Raw genomic sequence first — 15,906 nt, forward strand, 5'->3', positions numbered from 1 at the left:
ATCTAAAATGCCGTTGTCTTCGATTATCTCCGGCTCAACGGAAATTGATTCGGATCGTGTGTCCACGGATCGAAAACTGCCGCGCCGGAGAAGCGCGTATCCTTTGCGTTCCGCGTCACCAGATAGAGATTGTGCTCAATGGCGGTGGCGGCCAACATTGTGTCGATGACCGGTGGCGCATGTCCGGTTCGCAATTTTATGCGCCCTGAAATAGCGCCCCAATGCCTGACGGCCGCGTCGCTCAGCGAGAGAGTACGCTGTGAGAACCGCTCCTCCAGAGCGTCACGCGCCGCTATATAACGATAGCGGTTTCGGTCGTCTTCAGGCAGATTTTCGATGCCTTTGTCATATTCTGCGAGGGTGAGGACGCTGATGAACATCTGGTTCTCGTCCTGCGCGGCAGCCCAAGACTTCACAGAGGGCGCGCCGTTCGGATTGATCAGCGCCGCAATGACGTTGGTGTCGAGCAGCCATCCGATCACAGTTCGACATCCCGCCCGTAATCGGCCTCCCGCTCGAGATCGAACTCTTTCAGAGCGAGGCTCTCCATGAAATCGACCAAAGGCTTTCTGGGCTCGGCCTTCGTCAACCGTTCGAGTTCTTCGACGCTGATGATGACGACGCTGTCTCTGCCGCGCACTGTCACGCGTTGCGGCCCTTCGCTGCGGGCACGGCGTACTACTTCGCTGAAGCGCGCTTTGGCGTCCTCGAGCTTCCAGCTTTGCTTTACAATTTTTCTCATGTCTCAATGCCTGCAATCGAAACAGGTCAGATAGTCAGATCATACTGCAGGCTGCCGGGGGTTTCCAGCCGTTCTGTTCTTCTGGATGAATAATATGTGGGCAGTTCCAGTCATTGATGTCGATTGCCGGAGTGAATTCTTCTCTTCCTTTTCCCCGCAAAAACGCCTATGAACCGGCGCGATGAGAAAATTTCGGCTGGCGATCACGATACGAATTATCGGCCCGGCCTTCCGCGCGCGCTAAGCGGCCGGGAGGTCCGGGTTTTCGGCGCTTGGATACAAGCGCTTCCGTCACCAGCTTTTTCACGCCGTTGCGCCCCTTTCTGGGCCGCCAGAAACGATTGTCCCGATATGACCGACACAGCCGAAAAGATCGATTACTCGAAGACCCTCTATTTGCCCGAAACCGATTTCCCGATGCGCGCCGGCCTGCCGCAGAAGGAGCCGGAGCTCGTCAAGCGCTGGCAGGAGATGGATCTCTACAAGAAACTGCGCGCTTCTGCCGCCGGCCGCGAAAAATTCGTCCTGCATGACGGCCCGCCCTATGCCAACGGCAACATCCATATCGGCCACGCGCTGAACAAGATCCTCAAGGACGTCATCAACCGTTCGTTCCAGATGCGCGGTTATGACGCCAATTACGTGCCCGGCTGGGATTGCCACGGCCTGCCGATCGAATGGAAGATCGAGGAGGAGAACTATCGCGCCAAGGGCAAGGCCAAGCCGGATCTGAAAGAACCGGCGGCGATGATCGAGTTCCGCCGCGAGTGCCGCGCCTATGCCGAAAAATGGATCAAGGTCCAGGGCGACGAGTTCCAACGCCTCGGCATCGTCGGCGATTTCGACAACCCGTATCTGACGATGAATTTTCATGCGGAGAGCCGCATCGCCGGCGAGCTGCTGAAGATCGCCGCAAGCGGCCAGCTCTATCGAGGCTCCAAGCCGATCATGTGGTCGGTGGTCGAGCGCACCGCGCTGGCCGAAGCCGAAGTCGAGTATCACGACTACGAGAGCGACACGATCTGGGTGAAGTTTCCGGTGAAATTTGTCGTGCGTGACGGCGCGGAAGCAAAGTTTCATCTGCTGGATGCCTTCGTCGTCATCTGGACGACGACGCCCTGGACGATCCCCGGCAACCGGGCGATCGCCTATTCCTCGCGGGTTGCCTACGGCCTCTACGAAGTCACGGCTGCCGAAAATGATTTTGGCCCGCGCCCGGGCGAAAAGCTGATCTTCGCTGACAAGCTGGCTGAGGAATCCTTCGCCAAGGCGAAGCTGCAGTACAAGCGCCTTGCCGATGTTACGGCCGCCGATCTTGCCGGGATCACCTGCGCCCACCCGCTCAAGGGGCTCGGCGGCGGCTATGAATTTGCCGTGCCGCTGCTCGAAGGCGATCATGTCACCGACGATGCCGGTACGGGTTTCGTTCATACGGCGCCCAGCCACGGCCGCGAAGACTTCGACGTCTGGATGGCGCATGGCCGCGAGATCGAGGCGCGCGGCATCGAGACCAAGATCCCGTTTCCGGTCGACGACGGCGGCTTCTACACAGCCGATGCCCCCGGCCTCGAAGGCGCCCGCGTCATCGACGACAACGGCAAGAAGGGTGATGCCAATGACCGCGTCATCAAGGCGCTGATCGAACGCAGCGCGCTCTTTGCCCGCGGCCGCCTGAAGCACCAGTATCCGCATTCCTGGCGCTCGAAGAAGCCGGTCATCTTCCGCAACACGCCGCAATGGTTTGTCTATATGGACAAGACGCTGCCGGATGGAACGACGCTGCGCACCCGTGCGCTCACGGCGATCGACGACACCCGCTTCGTGCCGGCTGCCGGCCAGAACCGCCTGCGCGCGATGATCGAGCAGCGCCCGGACTGGGTGCTTTCTCGTCAGCGCGCCTGGGGGGTGCCGATCTGCGTCTTCGTCGATGAACATGGCGCCGTGCTGCAGGACGAGGCCGTCAACGCCCGCATCCTCGAGGCCTTCGACGCCGAGGGCGCCGACGCCTGGTTTGCCGAAGGCGCCAAGGAGCGCTTCCTCGGCAACGAGCATGATCCGGCCAAGTGGTCGCAGGTCATGGATATCCTCGACGTCTGGTTCGACTCGGGCTCGACGCACACCTTCACGCTGGAAGACCGTCCGGACCTAAAATGGCCGGCCGATCTTTATCTCGAAGGCTCCGACCAGCATCGCGGCTGGTTCCATTCCTCGCTGTTGGAATCGGCTGCCACCCGTGGCCGCGCGCCTTATAACGCCGTCCTCACCCATGGCTTCACCATGGACGAGAAGGGCGAGAAGATGTCGAAGTCGAAGGGCAACGTCACCGCCCCGCAGGAGGTGATGAAGGACGCCGGCGCCGACATTCTGCGCCTCTGGGTGATGACCTCGGACTATGCCGACGACCTGCGCGTCGGCAAGACGATCATCCAGACCAATGTCGATGCCTATCGCAAGCTGCGCAACACCATCCGCTGGATGCTCGGCACGCTGGCCCATGACAAGGGCGAGGAGATCGCGCTGGCCGATCTGCCGGAGCTGGAGCAGCTGATGCTGCATCGGCTGGCCGAGCTCGATCAGCTGGTGCGCGAAAACTATGACGCGTTCGACTTCAAGAAGATCGCCCGCGCGCTGATCGATTTCGCCAATGTCGAGCTTTCGGCCTTCTATTTCGATGTCCGCAAGGATGCGCTTTATTGCGACGCGCCGTCGAGCCTGCGCCGGCGCGCCAGCCTGCACGTCATCCGCCAGATCTTCGATTGCATGGTGACCTGGCTTGCGCCGATGCTGCCCTTCACCACCGAGGAGGCCTGGCTGTCGCGCAATCCTTCGGCCGTTTCCGTGCATCTGGAGCAGTTCGCCCCGGTTGCCAAGGAATGGCGCAACGATGCCCTGGCCGAGAAGTGGAAGAAGATCCGCGCCGTGCGTTCGGTCGTGACAGGGGCGCTGGAAATCGAGCGCAAGGACAAGCGCATCGGCTCCTCGCTGGAAGCAGCACCCGTCGTCCATATCGCCGATGCCGAGCTTCGCAAGGCGCTCGAAGGCCAGGATTTCAGCGAAGTCTGCATCACCTCGGGCATAACAATCAAGGCGGATGCCGGTCCGGCGGAAGCCTTCCGTCTGGCCGAGGTGCCTGACGTCGCGGTCGTGCCGACGCTGGCCGAAGGTGTCAAATGCGCCCGTTCCTGGCGCATCACCACCGATGTCGGCTCCGATCCCGACTATCCCGACGTCTCGGCGCGCGACGCTGCGGCCTTGCGTGAACTCGGCATCCGCGCCTGAAGATATTTGCCGGGTGAATTGCCTTTGTGGCGTTCATCCGGTAAAAGCTGCCTGAAAATGGCCGGATTTTTGCGTCAGGGGGACGGTTGTCCGGTTGGGCAACGATTGCACCGGTGGCTGGAAGGGTTTTCATGTTCGCAACGCATTGGTTCCGTATGGGCGCCTGCCTGTCTGTCGTCGTGGCGGGATGCTCGTTGGTGTCCAGTTGCGCCAGCAGCCCGACTTACGGCACCGACAAGACCGCCATGGAGCAGCTGACCGACGATCTCGGCCAGTCCGTGTCGCTGACCGGGCCGGATCCGAAGAACAAGGGCGTCAAATACTCGCCGCGTCCGACGCTGGTGCTGCCGGCTGAGGGGCAGAGGGAGACTCTTGTTCAACCGCAGCAGACGGTGGCCAACAAGGACAATCCGCAATGGCTTGAATCGCCGGAGGAAACCCGCGCCCGCCTCGTTTCGGAGGCCGACGCGAACTCCGACAACCCGAACTACCGCTCGCCGCTCGCCAGCTCGGCGATTGAAGGCGGCCGGCGCACGACGGAAGCCCAGACGCAGGCCTATCGCGAAGCCCGCGCCCTGCAGAAGGGTTCCTACGTCGATCAGCGCCGCTATATTTCCGACCCGCCGCCCGGTTACCGCACCGTCGACGACCCGGCAAAGCTCGACGACGTCGGCGAGCCCGAGCTCAAGAAGCAGAAGAAGCGCAAGAAGGACGCGGCGATCGCCAATTCCGGCAAGCAGTGGTGGAACTTCCTGCAATAGCGGCTTGTCCCGGCGCTTAGGCGCCGTTCGGTTGGTTTAACTGTCAGACGACATCGCCGAGCAGTCCCTCATCCGCCTGCCGGCACCTTCCCCTCGCGCGCGGGGAGAAGGGGATATGCCGCAACCTCTCCGTTCACATCCACGTCCCGTTTGGCACGTCCCTTCGCCCCGTTTGCAGGGGGCCGCAGGACCGGTCGAGACCAGTGGCTCGACCCGGCAAGGGTTAGGGTGAGGGGCAATCGGCGCAAAGCCGATAACCGTGTGCGCTGGGCTACAGCGCCTCTCTCTTCTGCAAAAAGAACGTCCGCAAAATCTCGGCCGACTGAACCTCGTTGAAGCCGGAATAGACTTCCGGGGCGTGGTGGCAGGTCGGCTGCGTATAGAATCGCACGCCATTGTCGACGGCGCCGCCCTTCGGGTCCTCGGCGCCGTAATAGAGCCTGTGAATGCGCGCAAACGAGATGGCTGCCGCGCACATGGTGCAGGGCTCCAGCGTCACATAGAGATCGGCGCCGGCAAGACGTTCCTGTCCGAGCGCTTCGCAGGCAAGCCGGATCGCGGCGATTTCGGCATGGGCGGTGACGTCATTGAGCTCGCGCGTGCGGTTTCCCGAGCGGGAAACGGCGATATCGTCGACGACGACGACGGCGCCGATCGGCACTTCGCCGCGTTCGCCGGCGGCACGCGCCTCTTCGAGCGCCATCTCCATGAAACGATTTGTCTTCACGATCGCACGAATTTCCACTTAACCGCAGATGCGTGACCTGATAGACAGGCCCAAAAGGCAGGCAAACAACAAATGACATCCAAAGACAAGCCAAAACGCCCGGGCGCAAAGCCCTTTTCACGCGACGCCGGGGCCAAGGCCGGCCCGAAAGCGGGCGCCGCGAAGCCGGCAAAGGCTGCAGCCGCGCGCCCGGCCGCGGCCGAAACCGAGAGCGAGGCCAAGGCCGAACGCATCTCCAAGGTGATGGCGCGCGCCGGCGTCGCCTCCCGCCGCGACATCGAACGCATGATCATGGAAGGCCGGGTGACGCTGAACGGCAAGGTTCTCGAAACCCCCGTCGTCAATGTCACGCTTGCCGACCGGATCGAGGTCGACGGCATGCCGATCCGCGGCATCGAGCGCACCAGGCTGTGGCTCTATCACAAGCCGGCCGGTCTGGTGACCACCAATGCCGATCCGGAAGGCCGCCCTACCGTCTTCGATAACCTGCCGGAAGAACTGCCGCGCGTCATGTCGATCGGCCGTCTCGACATCAACACTGAAGGCCTGCTGCTGCTGACCAATGACGGCGGTCTTGCCCGGGCGCTGGAACTGCCGGCGACCGGCTGGCTGAGGCGCTATCGCGTGCGCGCCCACGGCGAGATCGATCAGGAGGCGCTCGACAAGCTGAAGGACGGCATTGCCGTCGACGGCGTGCTCTATGGTTCGATTGAGGCGACGCTCGACCGCACACAAGGTTCGAACGTCTGGATCACCATGGGTCTTCGCGAAGGCAAGAACCGCGAAATCAAGAATGTGCTCGGCGCCCTCGGCCTCGACGTCAACCGCCTGATCCGCATTTCCTACGGCCCGTTCCAGCTCGGCGATCTGCCGGAGGGCCATGTCATCGAAGTGCGCGGCCGCACGCTCCGCGACCAGCTCGGCCCGCGCCTCATTGAGGAAGCCAAGGCCAATTTTGACGCGCCGATCTATAACGCCCCGGCGGTTGCCGCCGAGGAAGAGGCTGAGGTCGCCGCACCGGAGAAACGCGAGCGTCCGCGCCGTGACGAGGACAAACGCGAAAGGGCGTTGAGCCGTCTCGACACCAAGCGGGACGACCGTCGCGGTGATGACCGCCGTGGTGGCGCGCGCCGCGATGACGATCGCCGCGACGGCGGCCGCCGGGATGACGAGAAGCCGAAGCGCTCCGAGCCGCTCGGCCAGCGCCGCAGCGCCAATGTCTGGATGGCGCCCGGCGCCCGGCCGCTCGGTGAAAAGGCGGCGGCGAAAGCTGCCAAGAACGCCCAGACTGCGCGCCGCCGCGGCGAGCAGGCGCCGGCAAAGAGTGCTGCCTTCGATCGCATCGAGGATCGTCCGCGCACGCCGATCAACCGCGTGCGCGAAGAGGACGGCGAATGGATCCGCTCGAGCGAGCAGCCCCGCCGCAAGGATGAGGGCGAGGGCTTCGGCCGCAAGCGCTCCTTCGGCGATCGCCCCGCCCGCGAAGACCGCGGTTTCGGCGAACGTCCTTCACGCGGCGACCGGCCTTTCGGCGACAAGCCGCGGGGCGACCGCAGGCCGCGTGCCGACGGCGACGAGCGTCCGCGTGCCACCAGAGCCGCTGCCGGCGAAGGCCGTTCGGAACGTCCGCGCGGCGACCGCCCGTTCGGTGATCGTCCTTCGCGTGGAGATCGGCCTTTCGGCGACAAGCCGCGTGGGGATCGCAGGCCGCGCGAAGACGGTGACGAACGCCCGCGGGCAGCCAGAAGCTTTGCCGGTGAGGGGCGCTCCGAGCGTCCGCGCGGCGAACGGTCCTTCGGCGACAAGGCTCCCGGCGGCAAGCCTTCGGGCGATAAGCCGCGCGGCAAGGGCTTTGGTGCCAGGCCCGGCGGATCGAAGAATTTTTCCGGCAAGCCGAAGGGCGGCAAGCCCGGCAGCGACAGGCCGGGCGGTGACAGGCCTGCGGGCGGCCCGTCCAGAGGTGGTGGAAAAGGAAAGGGAATGACGCGCGGTGCGGATCGTCGGCGGTGAGTTTCGCGGACGGCCTCTCGCCGTGCCAAAATCCAACGATATCCGGCCGACTGCCGACCGGACGCGCGAGAGCCTGTTCAATATATTGAGTCATGCCTATCCGGAATGCGTCGACGGCACCCGGATCCTTGATCTTTTTGCCGGCACCGGCGCCGTCGGCCTCGAAGCCGTGTCGCGTGGCTGTCGCCATGCGCTCTTCGTCGAAAACAGTGTCGAGGGCAGGGCGCTGCTCTGGGAAAACATCGATGCGCTCGGCCTGCACGGCCGCACGCGCATCCTTCGCCGCGATGCCACCGATCTCGGCAGCGTCGGCAATCTCGAAGCCTTCGACGTGCTGTTCGCCGATCCGCCCTATGGCAAAGGCCTCGGCGAAAAGGCGATGGCGGCGGCCGCCCAGGGCGGCTGGCTCAGGCCGGGCGCGATCGCGGTGCTCGAAGAACGCGCCGATGTTGTCGTTTCCGTGCATCCTTCCTATGTTTTCCTCGAAAGCCGCATTTTTGGCGATACGAGGGTGCATTTCTTCCGGTATCAGCCGCAATAAGCGGGGGCGGGGCGTGCAGCAGGCAGAATTCATCAGTCCGAAACTGCCTGCGGTCAGCGATCTTCCGACGGTCGCGGTTGCTTTCGGCGGCGGCGGCGCGCGCGGACTTGCCCATATCCACATCATCGAGACGCTCGACGAGCTCGGCATCCGCCCGGTGGCGATATCGGGCTCGTCGATGGGTGCGATCATGGGGGCCGGCATGGCCGCCGGCATGTCGGGGGCCGAAATCCGCGAACATGCGTTGACGACAGTCGGCAATAAGACGGCGGTCGTCGCCCGCATTTGGGGGCTGAGACCGGCGACGGTGCGTGATGCGGTCGCCAAGGGCATTCGCATCGGCCAGTTCAATCTGGAGCGGATCCTCAAGGCCTTCCTGCCCTCCGAACTGCCGGCCCGCTTCGAGGATCTGCTGGTGCCGATGAAGGTGATCACCACCGATTATTACGGTCAGAACGAAGTGATCATCGAAGAGGGCGAGCTTTTTCCGGCACTCGCCGCCTCATCCGCCATCCCCGCCGTCTTCATGCCGGTGCGCCTGCGCGGCCGGGTGATGATCGACGGCGGCATCAGCAATCCCGTGCCCTATGAACCCCTGATGGATCTTGCCGACATCGTCGTCGGCATCGATGTCGTCGGCGCGCCGGAAGGCGACGGCACCCATATTCCGAACCGCATGGAAAGCATCTTCGGGTCCGGCCAGTTGATGATGCAGACGGCGATCTCGCTGAAGCTGAAGCTCTGCCGGCCGCAAATCTTCCTGCGCCCGGCGGTCGGCCGCACCGGCGTGATGGATTTCCTCAAGGCCCGCGACGTGCTGGCCATGTCGGTCGGCGTCAAGGACGAACTGAAATTCGCCCTCGATCGCGAAATCGAAGCGCGATTAAAACGCTAGACTATATTGCACGCGAACCGCCGCGCCTGTTTGCGCGACCTCCATGAGCGGTTCGCCGCGCATCGCCTCGGCTATGATCTCGGCATCGTCATTGCCGATTTCGAACAGACCGAAGCGCAGTTGATAGCCCCAGCCTGCCCGGTCGCTGGTGAATGACAGCCGGCCGAGCAGCGGCCGGATCGGCGTTTCCAGAGCCTGGGACCAGGCGACATCCCGCCTCCAGGGGCGAAAACCGGGGTGGGCTTCCACCTGATACGCCTCGGTTTCCTTGACCACGCCAAGTGCCGTGAACGCCTGGAGCCGATCCTTGCCGCCGAATGTTTCGGTCGGCGAATAGTAGATCACCCGGTCGCCGGGCGCGCTCCGTTTGAGCGGAGCGGCCTTTCCGTGACAAACCTGCATGAAGCCGGCCTCCCGCCCGATGCGGACATGATTTGCTGATGCAACGGCGATCCAGCTGCGGGGCATATTTCAGCCCTCCGCGACATTGTAGACGCGCAGACGGTGCCCGTCGGGATCGGCCGCGACAAAGCTGCGGCCGAAATCGAGGTCGGTCGGTGGCAAAAGAATGCTCGCGCCCCTGTCCAGCCATTCGGCATGAAGTGCATCAACCACATCCGCCGTCGCAACCCTGAAACCGACGTCGCAGCCGCCGCCCATGCCAGCCGGCGCCGGCTCAACGCCCGCCTTGCCCCACAGGCCAAGGGCCAGGCCCGAAGGCAGGATGAACATGGCGAAAGTCGGACTGGCCTCCACCGGATTCTGCCCGAGCAATCGCTGATAAAAGCTGGCGCTCTCTGCCGCGTCGGTGACGAAAAGGAGAATGCTGTTGCCGTCGATCATGTGAAGCCTCCTGTTATTGGTCAGGACGGGTTCTATCGTGATATGCTGACAGATTCTGGCAGTAGCCTCCGCCTTTCGATGCACTCCATGTTGGTACCGTCCCGAACCGGCTTATGCGTCCGCTGTCGCATCAGCGGTGCCCGCCAGCGGGTCGTCCTCGAAGGGGTCGGCGGCGCGTTTCGGCTTGACCAGCGGTTCGGGCCGGACGGGGTGGGAAAACAGCATGTCGCGGCCAGCCTGCAGCCCTTCGGAAGCCTGCAGCACCAGGCGCGCCTCGTCGCGTTTGCGGATGTCCTCGCCGATTTCATAGGCGTCAACCTCCGAAACGCCGAGCGCTTCCAGCGTGCGCCGTCCGAACAACAGGCCGGATTCCAACGTTTCGCGCAGCTCATAGTCGACGCCCTTGTTGCGCAGCTCGATCGAATGGATGCGGTCGTAGGAGCGCACATAAAGTCTTGTGTGCGGATAGTCCGCCTGCACCAGCTCCACCACCTTGTCGGTGATCTCTTTTTTTTGCGTGCAGACGAGCACGATCTTCGCCCGGTCGATGCCGGCCGAGCGCAGCACGTCCTTGCGGGCGCCGTCGCCGAAATAGATGCGGAAGCCGAAGGCGGAGGCCTGGCGGATGCGGTCGGCCGAAAAATCGATGACGGTGACGCTGCGCCCGCCGGCAAGCAGGATCTGGGCGGCGATCTGGCCGAAACGCGAGAAGCCGACCATCAGCACGTCAGCGCCGGCCCCTTCGAAATCCTCGTCCAGCTCTTCCTGTGCATCGCCGTTGAGCAGCCGCTTCGACAGCGCGGCTCCGATCGGCGTCAGCGCCATGGAGAGGGTCACGATCGCCACCAGCAGCGAGGCCGTGCTCGTCGACATCAGCCCGGTGACGCCAGCCGCCGTAAACAGCACGAAGCCGAATTCGCCGCCCTGCGGCAGCAGGAAGGCGATGCGGATCGCATCGTCGTGGGGTGAGCCGGAGATCCGGCAGAGCCCATAGATGATGATCGCCTTGACGGCCATGACGATCGGCACGGCGACGATGACGAAGAGCGCGTTGTCGGCGAGCACGTCGAGCTGCAGCGACAGGCCGACGGCGATGAAGAAGATGGCGAGCAGCACGCCGCGGAAGGGCTCGATGTCGGCCTCCAGCTCGTGCCGATAGGAGGATTCGGCCAGCATTACGCCGGAGAGAAAGGCGCCCATCGCCATTGAAAGGCCGGCCAGCTGCATCAGGCTTGCTGATCCCATGACGACGAAGAGGGCGGCGGCGATCATTGCCTCGCGGGCGCCGGTCCGGGCGATGATCTGGAAGAGCGGAGTCAGAAGGTAGCGTCCGGCAACGACCATCGCCGCCACCGCGCCGACGGCGACGGCAAAATCGGTGAGCGGCGCATTGCTGCCCTTGCCGCTGCCATCGAGCACGGTGATCAGCGCCAGCAGCGGCACGATCGCCAGGTCCTGGAACAGCAGCATCGAGAAGGAGCGCTGCCCGTATCGCGTATTGACGTCGCCGTCGCCCTCGAGGATCTGCATGGCGAAGGCGGTCGAGGACAGCGCCAGACCGAAGCCGGCGACGATGCTGCCGCGCCAGTCGAGAACGCCGGAGAGGAAGGCGAGCGCGGTCAGCGCCAGTCCGGTCACCACCACCTGCGCCGTGCCGAGGCCGAAAATGTCGCGCCGCATCTGCCAGAGGCGGCTGGGCTTCAATTCCAGCCCGATGATGAACAGCAGGAAGACGACACCGAGCTCGGCGACGCCGAGGATCTGTTCGCCGTCGGTAATGCCGTGGAAGACCGGTCCGATGACGATGCCGGCGGCGAGATAGCCGAGGACGGTGCCGAGCCCGAGCTTCTTGAAGATCGGAGCGGCGACCACCGCACCGCCGAGAAGCAGGATCGTTTCGGAAAAAAGGGCGTTGGGCGCTGACATGCTGACGATTTCTTTCGGGTGGCGGGGGCATGCAGGCAGTCCCGATAAAGAATCGGCGGCGGCGGCCTTGATGCTTGGGAGAGTGCACAATAAATGGAACGCGAAGGAAAGGCCAAATCATGTCCTCTGAAATCGATTCCTCGACACTTCTTTCCCGCGCAAGTCAATTGATCGATCTGGCAAGGAAGGCAGGGGCCGACGCCGCCGATGCCGTCGTCGTTCGCTCGCGTTCGCAATCGGTCAGTGTCCGTCTTGGCAAGGTCGAGGGAACGGAATCCTCCGAAAGCGACGATTTCTCGTTGCGGGTCTTTATAGGCAAACGCGTCGCCAGCGTTTCGGCCAATCCGGGCTTCGATCTGCAGGCGCTTGCCGAACGCGCCGTCGCCATGGCCAAAGTCTCGCCGGAGGATCCCTTCGCCTGCCTCGCCGATGAGGCGAGCCTTGCGAAATCCTATCCCGACCTGCAATTGTTCGATCCCACCGAGGTCTCCTCCGAGATGCTGCGCGAGGCGGCTCTTGCCGCCGAGACGGCGGCCCTTGCGGTCAAGGGCGTGACCAATTCCTCCGGCGCCGGCGCATCCGGCGGCATGGGCGGCCTTGTTCTCGCCACCTCGCACGGTTTTGCCGGCAGCTACATGGGCTCCCGGTTCGGCCATTCCGTCAGTGTCATCGCTGGCGAAGGCACCGGCATGGAACGCGACTATGATTTCGACAGCCGCCTCTATTATGCCGAGCTTGAAGACCCCGCCGAAATCGGCCGCCGCGCCGGCGAACGGGTGGTGAAGCGTATCAATCCACGCCAGGTGCCGACCGGCAAGAACGTCACCGTCATCTTCGACCCGCGTGTCGCCCGCGGCTTCGTCGGCCATATCGCCGGCGCGATTAATGGCGCCGCCGTCGCCCGCAAGACCAGCTTCCTGCGCGACAGGATGGGTCAGCAGGTGCTGAAATCAGGCCTGTCGATCACCGACGATCCGCTGATCGTGCGTGGCCCCGCTTCGCGGCCGTTCGACGGCGAGGGCGTGGCCGGCGAGCGGCTGGTGATGATCGAGGACGGTGTCCTGAAACACTGGTTCCTTTCGACCTCGACCGGCCGCGAGCTCGGCCTTCCCACCAATGGCCGCGGTGTGCGCGGCGGCACCGCCGTTTCGCCGTCCTCCACCAACCTCGCGCTGGAACCCGGCGACATTTCGCCGGAGGAACTGATCCGCAGCGTCGGCAACGGCTTTTACGTCACCGAACTGATCGGCCACGGCGTCAACATGATCACCGGCGAATACAGCCGCGGCGCCACCGGCTTCTGGATCGAGAACGGCGAACTCACTTTCCCGGTGTCCGAAGTGACGATCGCTTCGAACCTCAAGGACATGTTCATGCGCCTGACGCCGGCAAACGACATCGACCGCAAGTTCGGGGTCGCCGCACCCACCTTCGCCATCGAAGGCATGACCCTCGCGGGGCGCTAGAGCATGATGCCGAAAAGTGTGAGCGGTTTTCGGACGACATCATGCTCAAACGAAAGTTGAAAAGCGGCGAGAAGGAAGTGATTGACGCGATGAGCGACAGCGAAAAGCGCCGCTGGCAGGGCGATCTCGCCTTGATCGCCGATGCGGCGAAGGAGGCCGGCGCGATCGCCTTCGGCTTCTTCAACCAGTCCCCCGAGGTCTGGTGGAAGAACGGGGATCGCTCTCCCGTCAGTGCCGCCGATTTCGCCGCCAACAAGACGCTGGAGTCGATCCTGCGCAAGGCCCGGCCGGATTATGGCTGGCTGTCGGAGGAGACGGAGGACGATGCCGAGCGCCTCTCGCGCGAGACGCTGTTCATTATCGATCCGATCGACGGTACGCGCGCTTTCCTCGCCGGGCAGAAGGTCTGGTGCGTCAGCGTCGCGGTCGTCCATCGCGGCCGGCCGGTCGCCGGCGTGCTCTATGCCCCGGCGCTCGAAGAGCTTTATGAGGCGGTCGAGGGCGGCGCGGCGCTGAGGAACGGCGAGCCCTTCATCGTTTCCGCCGCCGGGCCGGAGGAGACGAGCCGTCTGGCAATCGGTGAAGACGTGCTGAAGACCCTTCCCGCGGCATTCCGCGAGCGGGTCAGGCGCGAAAAACATGTCCCCTCGCTTGCCTATCGCATCGCCATGGTGGCGGACGGCCGTCTCGAAGCCACCTTCGTCAAGGGCAATTCGCATGATTGGGACCTTGCCGCCGCCGATCTGATCCTTAGCCGTGCCGGCGGCCGCCTCGTCGACCTCGACGGAAACCCGGTCGTCTATAATCGCGCCGAGGTCACCCACAAGGTTCTGTGCGCGGCGCCGGCGCCCCGCATCGATGAGTTCCTCGCGGCCTTTGCCGGGCGACGAGACAGTTGACGTTTCCGTCAAAATCCCGCAGATGGGGTGGCGGAGGAGAATGGGCAGAAAGAGAACAAGAAAATGACTGAGTCCGGTGACAAGAAGCAGCTTTTGCATCTCGTTTTTGGCGGCGAACTGGAAAGTCTCGATGACGTCCAGTTCCGTGACCTGAAGGGTCTCGATATCGTCGGCATCTTTCCCGATTATGCCACGGCGCTGACGGCCTGGAAGGCGAAGGCGCAGCAGACGGTCGACAATGCGCATATGCGCTATTTCATTGTCCACATGCATCGTTTGCTCGATCCGCAGGAAAAGGCCGGCGGCCACTGAGCTCGGCCATCGATTCCGCGCCAAGTGCCGGCGGCCGCCCGCGGTCGCGCCGGCTTGCTGCATCGGGCGCCGTCGATCCGGATCGTCTGACGCATTCTGAACAAATTAATCGGCCATTTCGGCCGCAACGATAATCAGGGAATGGGTTTGATGTCGATCGTCTTGGATCGGAGGCTGGCGCAATGAGCTCCCGGATGGCGCGGTTCGGTCTGAGCGCATATCGTCTGGCGGGAACTGTAGCCTCTCCGGTCGTCGGCCTCTATATCACCTACCGCACGGCCAAGGGCAAGGAAGACCGCGCGCGTCGCCTGGAACGCTTCGGCTATCCGAGCGCCAACCGGCCGCAGGGCCCGCTCGTCTGGTTCCATGCCGCAAGTGTCGGCGAAACCAATGCCGTCATTCCGCTGATCCGCGAAATCCGCCGCCGTGATATCCACGTCATCCTGACGACCGGCACCATCACCTCGGCCAGGCTCGCCGCCGAGCGCCTTGGCGACGAAGCGATCCATCAATATGTGCCGCTCGATCTGAAGCCGTCGGTCAGCCGCTTTCTCGATTATTGGCAGCCCGATTGCGCCATCATCGCCGAATCCGAGATCTGGCCGGCAACCGTGCTGGAGCTCGGCCGCCGCCGCATTCCGCAGATCCTGATCAATGCCCGCATGTCGGATCGCTCCTTTGCCCGCTGGCGCCGCCGCCCATCGATTGCCGAAGCCCTGTTCGAAAATCTCGCCCTCGTCATCGCCCAGTCGGATGTCGATGCCGAGCGTTTCCGCGATCTGGGTGCGGTTCCCGTCATCACCTCGGGCAATCTCAAGGTCGATACCGACGCGCCGCCCTATGACAGCGCTGTCCTCGCCCGCTACAAGAAGCAGATCGGCGATCGCAAGACCTGGGCGGCGATTTCGACCTTCGACGGCGAGGAGAATGCCGCCGGCATCGTGCATCGGGCGCTGAAAGAACGCGATCGCCAGTTGACGATCATCGTGCCGCGCCATCCCGAACGCAGCGACGAGATCGAGGCGGCTCTGGTCAAGCAGGGCCTCAAGGTCGCTCGCCGCACCCGCGACGACGTTCTGTCCGCCGATATCGATGTTTTCCTCGGCGACACGATCGGCGAAATGGGTCTTTATCTTCGTCTGACCGAGATCGCCTTCGTCGGCCGGTCGCTGTTTGCCGAAGGCGGCCAGAACCCGCTGGAGCCGGCCATGCTCGGCTGCGCCATCCTCTCCGGCGGCAATGTGCAGAATTTCCGCGAGGCCTATCAGAAGCTGGCCCGCAGCGGCAGCGCCCGCATGGTGCGCGATACCGAAATGCTGGCCAAGGGCGTGCATTACCTTTTGACCAACGACGAAGCCCGCCGCACCATGATCGAAGCCGGCATCGCCACCGTGCACGAGATGCGCGGCGCGCTGACGGCGACGGTGAAGGGGCTGGAACCCTATATCAATCCGCTGACGGTCAAGGCGCGCCTGTTGCCCAAGGCCGTCGCCCAGCTCTGAGGA

15 protein-coding genes are annotated in these 15,906 nt (G+C 63.7%); 9 read left to right on the forward strand and 6 right to left on the reverse strand.

Annotated elements, in window-relative coordinates:
* Positions 1-23: 23 nt before the first annotated feature.
* On the reverse strand, positions 24-482 hold the full coding sequence (locus AMC88_RS04435) for a type II toxin-antitoxin system VapC family toxin (RefSeq protein WP_012482827.1): 459 nt from the start codon (positions 480-482) through the stop codon (positions 24-26).
* Entirely contained in the window at positions 479-742 is a 264-nt protein-coding gene (locus AMC88_RS04440; protein WP_064821400.1) for a type II toxin-antitoxin system Phd/YefM family antitoxin, read from the reverse strand. The genes AMC88_RS04435 and AMC88_RS04440 overlap by 4 nt, the downstream gene beginning before the upstream one ends.
* A 351-nt stretch (positions 743-1,093) precedes the next feature.
* Here AMC88_RS04440 and ileS point away from each other — a divergent pair, with 351 nt between their 5' ends.
* Complete coding sequence (gene ileS, locus AMC88_RS04445) at positions 1,094-4,021, forward strand: isoleucine--tRNA ligase (RefSeq protein ID WP_064823064.1); 2,928 nt, start codon at positions 1,094-1,096, stop codon at positions 4,019-4,021.
* Between the two features lie 131 nt (positions 4,022-4,152).
* The gene (locus AMC88_RS04450; protein WP_012482830.1) at positions 4,153-4,782 is read left to right on the forward strand and encodes a hypothetical protein; all 630 of its coding nucleotides are present in this window, start codon (positions 4,153-4,155) and stop codon (positions 4,780-4,782) included.
* Between the two features lie 271 nt (positions 4,783-5,053).
* Here the strand turns inward: AMC88_RS04450 and AMC88_RS04455 are convergent, their stop codons facing one another.
* The gene (locus AMC88_RS04455) at positions 5,054-5,491 is read right to left on the reverse strand and encodes a nucleoside deaminase (RefSeq protein ID WP_064821401.1); all 438 of its coding nucleotides are present in this window, start codon (positions 5,489-5,491) and stop codon (positions 5,054-5,056) included.
* Positions 5,492-5,581: 90 nt separating this feature from the next.
* Between AMC88_RS04455 and AMC88_RS04460 the strand changes: the two genes are divergently transcribed.
* Genes AMC88_RS04460 through AMC88_RS04470 form a run of 3 tightly spaced genes read left to right on the forward strand, consistent with a single transcriptional unit; the run spans position 5,582 to position 8,955 of the window.
* On the forward strand, positions 5,582-7,519 hold the full coding sequence (locus AMC88_RS04460) for a pseudouridine synthase (protein WP_064821402.1): 1,938 nt from the start codon (positions 5,582-5,584) through the stop codon (positions 7,517-7,519).
* A complete protein-coding gene (gene rsmD, locus AMC88_RS04465; protein WP_012482833.1) occupies positions 7,500-8,060 on the forward strand; it encodes a 16S rRNA (guanine(966)-N(2))-methyltransferase RsmD in 561 nt (186 codons plus the stop codon). The genes AMC88_RS04460 and rsmD overlap by 20 nt, the downstream gene beginning before the upstream one ends.
* Before the next feature lie 13 nt (positions 8,061-8,073).
* Entirely contained in the window at positions 8,074-8,955 is an 882-nt protein-coding gene (locus AMC88_RS04470) for a patatin-like phospholipase family protein (protein ID WP_064824862.1), read from the forward strand.
* Here the strand turns inward: AMC88_RS04470 and AMC88_RS04475 are convergent.
* From AMC88_RS04475 to AMC88_RS04485, 3 genes are all read right to left on the reverse strand, one after another.
* Positions 8,944-9,423, reverse strand: coding sequence for an EVE domain-containing protein (locus AMC88_RS04475; RefSeq protein ID WP_064821404.1), 480 nt, complete (start codon positions 9,421-9,423; stop codon positions 8,944-8,946). The genes AMC88_RS04470 and AMC88_RS04475 overlap by 12 nt on opposite strands.
* Positions 9,424-9,426: 3 nt before the next feature.
* Entirely contained in the window at positions 9,427-9,798 is a 372-nt protein-coding gene (locus tag AMC88_RS04480) for a VOC family protein (RefSeq protein WP_064821405.1), read from the reverse strand.
* Positions 9,799-9,909: 111 nt separating this feature from the next.
* Positions 9,910-11,724, reverse strand: coding sequence for a monovalent cation:proton antiporter-2 (CPA2) family protein (locus AMC88_RS04485; RefSeq protein WP_012482837.1), 1,815 nt, complete (start codon positions 11,722-11,724; stop codon positions 9,910-9,912).
* A 119-nt stretch (positions 11,725-11,843) separates the two neighbouring features.
* Here AMC88_RS04485 and AMC88_RS04490 point away from each other — a divergent pair, with 119 nt between their 5' ends.
* The 4 genes from AMC88_RS04490 (at position 11,844) to waaA (ending at position 15,903) form a co-directional block, all read left to right on the forward strand.
* Entirely contained in the window at positions 11,844-13,190 is a 1,347-nt protein-coding gene (locus AMC88_RS04490) for a TldD/PmbA family protein (protein WP_064817549.1), read from the forward strand.
* Between the two features lie 89 nt (positions 13,191-13,279).
* Entirely contained in the window at positions 13,280-14,089 is an 810-nt protein-coding gene (locus AMC88_RS04495) for a 3'(2'),5'-bisphosphate nucleotidase CysQ (protein WP_012482839.1), read from the forward strand.
* Between the two features lie 63 nt (positions 14,090-14,152).
* On the forward strand, positions 14,153-14,401 hold the full coding sequence (locus AMC88_RS04500; protein WP_004673745.1) for a DUF4170 domain-containing protein: 249 nt from the start codon (positions 14,153-14,155) through the stop codon (positions 14,399-14,401).
* Positions 14,402-14,583: 182 nt separating this feature from the next.
* The gene (waaA, locus tag AMC88_RS04505; protein ID WP_012482840.1) at positions 14,584-15,903 is read left to right on the forward strand and encodes a lipid IV(A) 3-deoxy-D-manno-octulosonic acid transferase; all 1,320 of its coding nucleotides are present in this window, start codon (positions 14,584-14,586) and stop codon (positions 15,901-15,903) included.
* Positions 15,904-15,906 lie beyond the last annotated feature (3 nt).

Source organism: Rhizobium phaseoli, assembly GCF_001664385.1.
Taxonomy (GTDB): Bacteria; Pseudomonadota; Alphaproteobacteria; order Rhizobiales; family Rhizobiaceae; genus Rhizobium; species Rhizobium phaseoli.